Below are 5,935 nucleotides of genomic sequence, written 5' to 3'. Positions count from 1 at the left end.
AGGCTAACCATTTTGCACTGCGGACGAAGTTGTTCATCAAGGCGAGCCAGATGGCGTATGCAGAATTGCAAAAATTCCGGGCTGCGTAACATCAGTTAATCATTACTTAATTTAAGTTTTTGGAAATTTCTAAAAGTTATCTGCTTTATTTTGGCGATCAACTTGAACCGAACTTTTGATGCCGTTAAAAATCAGCCATACCCTTATTTGAAGGACTATTCACAGTAAACTTTTGGAGTTCCCCTGTATTTATCAATAATTATTAGGAGTAACATTATGCCCACTTTAACCCCTTTTCTCGAAAATTTACCCATCCCCGATGTCGTACACCCTAAAGGTAGCGGCTCTATCAAGCATCTTTCCATAGAAGCGCAAGTCATGGATGTACAACTTCATTGCGACCTCCCGCCCACAAGGGTCTGGAGCTATCAGCTTAAGAATGGGAAAGTGGTAAAACATGGTACGGGCATCAGCTACCTGGGGCCAACCATAGAAGTAAACCGCGCCCAGAAAGTGCATGTGGCCTGGGAAAATGACATCACGGAGTTCAGCCCGAACAACGGCAAACTGCCTTATGAGGTGGTGAAATTACAATATACGGACGGAACTTTACCCATACCGCAAAATGAACCCGGCAAGGCAAACGCCCTTCCTGATGCCGGAGTCGACAATACCTTTGACCGGATGCGTGAACCGTTACGTAACCTCAAGGCCGCTCTGGTGACACATTTGCACGGCGGACGCACGCAGGCCGATTCCGATGGCTGGGCTGACGATACTGCCATCGCCGAACAAACCGCCTACTGCATATACCATGGCGATCAAGCCGCCACTATGCTTTGGTATCATGACCATGCCAATCATGTGACCCGCCTGAATGTTTTTGCCGGTTTGGCAGGTGTCTGGTTGATTCGCGATGACGAAGAAGAAAGCCTTGGCTTACCGAGCGGGGATTTTGAATTGCCCTTGGTTATTCAAGACCGCAATCTTGACCTTGACGGTGCAGGCAACTTTACAGGTGCACTTCTGCACAAGACTGAGGTTATTAAAGATCCTAATAAAGACGGTGGCCCAGCAGAGTTTTTTGGCCCTTACACCCTAGTGAACGGCAAAATCTGGCCCAAGGCACGAGTTGAACCTACCTTATACAGGCTACGGGTCTTAAACGGCTCAAATGCACGCACCTATAGACTTATGCTGATTGACGATCAGGGCAGTAACCAGAATACGTTTGTTTGGCAAATTGGCTGCGATCAGGGCTTGTTGGAGAAAAGGCTGGCTATCCCACCCGCCGGCCTTGTTTTGATGCCAGGCGAACGCGCTGACTTGTTGGTTGATTTCTCAAATCACCCCGGCCAACAGTTGTATTTATGGAACACGGCTGAAGCACCGTTCAGCAATGATCCCAGCTATGTAGCCGATCCACCTGCTGAATTAAACAACTTGAACAATGGCAATATTAAAGATGCAGGCCGTCGCCCCTATCCACAAATTATGCGCTTTGATGTGAAAGCAGACACGCCCAACTGCATCATTCCGCCGGATCAAATGCGTCAACCATCACCTAACCTGATTGATAACGTTGATGATGCTACCAAGCTACCCATCCGTTTGATGGCCTTGGTTGAAAAACCAGCCGATCCGGCAATAATTGATGATATTGCGATGCTGGTGTTTTGGGAATATGTCGAAAACACGCCGAAAACACCCGCACCTCCAGGTGCTGAAATTGTTAGTTTCACGTATGTGCATCCTAAGACTAAAGCAATTATCCCTGCAAAACAGTATTGGAAAGCGGCGGAAGAATTCTACGACAAACTGAACTGGGAAATCCATTTGGGCGACACCGAACAATGGTATATCGTCAACGTCAGCCCCGATACGCATCCGGTTCATGTGCATCTGGTCGATATGTACGTAAATCAACGGTATCAATACACGCTTACTGGAACAAAAAGACCCTATGCGCCTAGCGATTCGCCAGATTTCCCAATTGGAAAACCTGACCCTGACAACGAAGTACCTGACTGGGTGGTGGATGGTAAGGCTCATCTTTTAGAGGGCATCACCGCTACGACAGAACAACTGGTTGATCCCGACCAAACCGGCCCCAAAGATACAGTGCGTATCAATCCAGGGGAAATGATCGGGGTGGCGATGAAGTTTTCGCCGTTTTGCGGCAGATATATTTATCACTGCCATATCCTGGAGCATGAAGATCACGACATGATGCGACCCTTTGTCATCGTGCCTGATTGGATTCCGCACCACGAGAATTGAAGGGAAACGAAATGCGGAACGGCTTTAAGAAATCGTAAAGCCGTTCCGCTTCGGAAAGCTCATGAGAGCCTTGTCGAAAGATTCGGGACGAGCGGTTTTTGTTGATTACATTCTTGGTAGCCTAGAGCTTGTCAAATAGCCATGTGCAAATCAACTTATTCAGAAATTCCTCAATGAAAAAACAACCTCCTGTACCAAATTTTGCCTAACAATTTTCCAGTGCTTGCTGCTGCTTTTCCATCAACTGTTGAATACCCGATTTTGCCAGCTCTAGCATCTGATCTAGCTCTTCCTTCCTGAACGCATGGCCTTCGGCAGTGCCTTGCAGTTCGATAAAGGCAAAGGCATCGTTCATCACCACATTCATATCGGTTTCTGCCTGGCTGTCTTCAGGGTAATCCAAGTCCAATATCGGCACACCTTGGTAGATACCTACCGACACCGAAGCAATTTGTCCATGTATGGGGTTGCTTTTAATTTTCTTGCTTTTAAGCATTTTTTGTATCGCCAGAGATAAAGCAACAAAACCACCGGTAATGGCGGCTGTGCGAGTACCGCCGTCGGCCTGTAACACATCGCAATCAATGGTAATGGTATTTTCGCCTAGCGCTTTCATATCCACAGCAGCACGTAAGGAACGACCGATTAAGCGCTGAATTTCCATAGTGCGTCCGCCCTGTTTGCCTTGGCTGGCTTCACGTCCCATTCTGGTATGGGTGGAGCGAGGTAACATGCCGTATTCAGCGGTAATCCAGCCCTCCCCTTTACCTTTTAAAAAACGCGGTACATTATTAAAATCAACACTCGCCGTGCATAATACGCGGGTTTCACCAAATTCAACCAATACCGAACCTTCTGCATGTTTGGTAAAACCACAGGTAAATTTAATGTCTCTCAATTGATTTGCATCGCGTCCGCTCGGCCTCATGAATACTCCATTCTAAACCAGTCATAAAACGCGCCAGTATACCCGAAATGACCTGGCGTAGGTTTTACATATGGGACTTATGGCTTGACCAACGCCAGCTTGAGTTGCTCAATTGATTGCGGACGATTTTCCGGTTTGAGCTCCATCGCCCAATCAATCGCTTTTAAAAGATAATCGGGGTATTTTCGACTAAACACCTTTACAGCAGGAATGAGCGTATCTTTCTGGCTTCGCTCTGGCGCGAGAGGCGGAGCTTTACCTTCAAGACAAGTACGCATACTTGCACCTATGGCATAGATGTCCGTCCAGACTCCCATCCGTGCATTGACATCATATTGCTCAACTGGCGAATAGCCTGGGGTTAAAACGGTATCCAATTTATTGATGCGGGTTGTGCTTATTCGTTGTATCGCGCCAAAATCGAGCAATAAAGAATTGTTGCCAGGACGTACTAAAATATTGCCCGGCTTGATGTCGAGATGGATAAAATGCCGTTCATGTATATAACTGAGCCCCGCCAGCAAAGAATCAAACACTGCCAATATAAATTCTTCGGTAATAGCCAACATTTTCTTGGCTATTAATTTATCCAGCGTTATTCCGTAATCGTAAGTCATAACCATATAGACCGTGTCATTAGCTCTAAAAAAGTTGACTACTTCGACAATATTCGGGTGTTTCAAAGCAGCCAGCACTTTAGCTTCCTCAAAAAACAATGCCCGACCGCGCCGAAACATCCCTTGGGCTTCAGGGCTATTCGCCACTACGACATTATTCCAAGTTCGATGAGCCAGTTTTCTGGGTAGATACTCTTTAAGCGCCACCTGAAACTGATCTGCCATTTGCCGCGCCAGATAAACTGAGCTGAAACCACCATGCGCCAATTCCCGTTCGATCATATACTGGTCTATAATAGTGCCGGTTTGTAGATAGTTCCACGCTTTGGGGTAGGTTTGCGGATCGTAATATTCAGCCATAAATGTTGGATAGTTTGGAACTGACTAAAGTATAGGTGAAAAATGATAACAAGCATGACCGCATTTGCAGTAAATGAAGCTGAAATCGGAAATCTAAAGGTAACTTGCGAACTGCGCTCAGTAAATCATCGTTATCTTGATGTTTCATTGAAATTATCTGATCGATTACGTTTTGCCGAAACCGATATCCGGTCGATAATTAGTGCGAAAATAAGTCGTGGCAAAATTGAATGCGCTTTAAGTTATAAAAAACAAGGCAAACAACAAAGCTTTACTGTCGATGCTGATGCCGTAGCGGCATTGATTACCGCAACAAAACTGATCGAACAGCAAATGTACTCCTCCATGTCATTCTCTGCGCTGGAGATACTCGCATTCCCTGGCATCCAACAAGAATCCGAACTGGATAAAACTGACATCAGCGCAGGAATTAACACGCTGGTTACAGCCACTGTCAAACAGCTTTTAGAAACAAGAGCAAGAGAAGGCCGGCAACTCAAAGCCATAATTGAAGAACGTTGCGTAAAAATTCAAGGCTTTATTGAATCAGCTAACCAACGAATGCCTGAAGTGCTTACAGCCTTACGCAAAAAACTCACTGACAAAATTACAGAACTGGTTGCACAACCCGATTTTGACCGCCTTGAGCAAGAACTGGTTTACCTTACCCAAAAACTGGACATTACCGAAGAACTAGATCGACTGGACACGCATGTCAATGAAGTATTAAGAGTGCTGGATCAATCCGACCCCGTAGGTCGTCGGCTAGATTTTTTGATGCAGGAATTGAACCGCGAAGCCAACACGCTAGGTTCTAAATCAGTAGATAAAGATATGACGCAAATTTCCATAGAACTTAAAGTGCTTATCGAACAAATTCGTGAGCAAGTCCAAAACATCGAATAAAGATAAAACACAAAATCACAAACAGCATGAGTATCGGCAAACTTTACATCATTTCTGCGCCTTCTGGGGCAGGCAAAACCAGCTTGGTCAGGCAATTGGTGGCGGAAGTAGCTGACTTGGTCGTATCAATATCCCATACCACACGTCGGATACGACCTGGAGAAAAACAAGGTGAAGACTATTATTTCGTCTCTTCAGCCGAATTTCAGATCTTATTGACCAACCACGCGCTCCTAGAACACGCATCGGTGTTTGACAATTATTACGGCACGGCAAAAAAAACCGTTGAAAAGAATCTGAATGAAGGTCTTGATGTTATACTGGAAATTGATTGGCAGGGTGCCCAACAAATAAAAAAAATATGCCCAGATAGCTTATCCATTTTTATACTGCCCCCTTCAACCGAAGTTCTCGAACAACGACTACAAAATCGTGGACAAGACGAAGATCACGTCATCGCCCGACGTATGCGTGACGCCGTCACAGAGATGAGCCATTACGACGAATTTGACTATATCTTGGTCAATGATGACTTTGAACGTGCGCTCATCGACTTAAAAAGCATCATCATTGCCAATCGGCTAACAAAAGACAGGCAAGAACAATATCTAAAGCCACTTATAAGGGCACTTCTAACGCCACCTCGAAACTCAGAATAAATTTATTTTGAGGAGTTTTATGCCTTGTCATCTGCTCCCAAATCTAGTGGTTTAGCGATTAGTCCACTTAATTGTCTATCGATTTCTGAGAGTGTTTACGTAAAGATACATATATATTTCCGTTGGTACTCTAGGAAGGTAGTTGAATTAGTCAGGGCTACCCACAGCTTGATGGAAGCATTGAC

Annotated in this window: 5 protein-coding genes; 3 read left to right on the top strand and 2 right to left on the bottom strand. The window is 45.3% G+C overall.

The window, feature by feature from the left end; genetic code table 11:
* Positions 1-276 precede the first annotated feature (276 nt).
* On the top strand, positions 277-2,280 hold the full coding sequence (locus ABL924_RS17480) for a multicopper oxidase domain-containing protein (protein ID WP_349028378.1): 2,004 nt from the start codon (positions 277-279) through the stop codon (positions 2,278-2,280).
* A 205-nt stretch (positions 2,281-2,485) separates the two neighbouring features.
* Here the strand turns inward: ABL924_RS17480 and rph are convergent, their stop codons facing one another.
* On the bottom strand, positions 2,486-3,208 hold the full coding sequence (rph, locus tag ABL924_RS17475; RefSeq protein ID WP_349028377.1) for a ribonuclease PH: 723 nt from the start codon (positions 3,206-3,208) through the stop codon (positions 2,486-2,488).
* 77 nt (positions 3,209-3,285) lie between these two features.
* Positions 3,286-4,185, bottom strand: coding sequence for a serine/threonine-protein kinase (locus ABL924_RS17470; protein ID WP_349028376.1), 900 nt, complete (start codon positions 4,183-4,185; stop codon positions 3,286-3,288).
* Positions 4,186-4,227: 42 nt separating this feature from the next.
* On the opposite strand from ABL924_RS17470, the gene ABL924_RS17465 reads away from it, so the two are divergent.
* The gene (locus ABL924_RS17465; protein WP_349028375.1) at positions 4,228-5,091 is read left to right on the top strand and encodes a YicC/YloC family endoribonuclease; all 864 of its coding nucleotides are present in this window, start codon (positions 4,228-4,230) and stop codon (positions 5,089-5,091) included.
* 26 nt (positions 5,092-5,117) lie between these two features.
* On the top strand, positions 5,118-5,750 hold the full coding sequence (gene gmk, locus ABL924_RS17460) for a guanylate kinase (protein ID WP_349028374.1): 633 nt from the start codon (positions 5,118-5,120) through the stop codon (positions 5,748-5,750).
* The last annotated feature ends 185 nt before the right edge of the window (positions 5,751-5,935 follow it).

Origin of the sequence: Methyloglobulus sp., assembly GCF_040079455.1 — a bacterium.
GTDB lineage: Bacteria > Pseudomonadota > Gammaproteobacteria > Methylococcales > Methylomonadaceae > Methyloglobulus.
The sequence above is the reverse complement of the archived record's forward strand: the minus strand, read 5'-3'. Positions and strand labels throughout refer to the sequence as shown.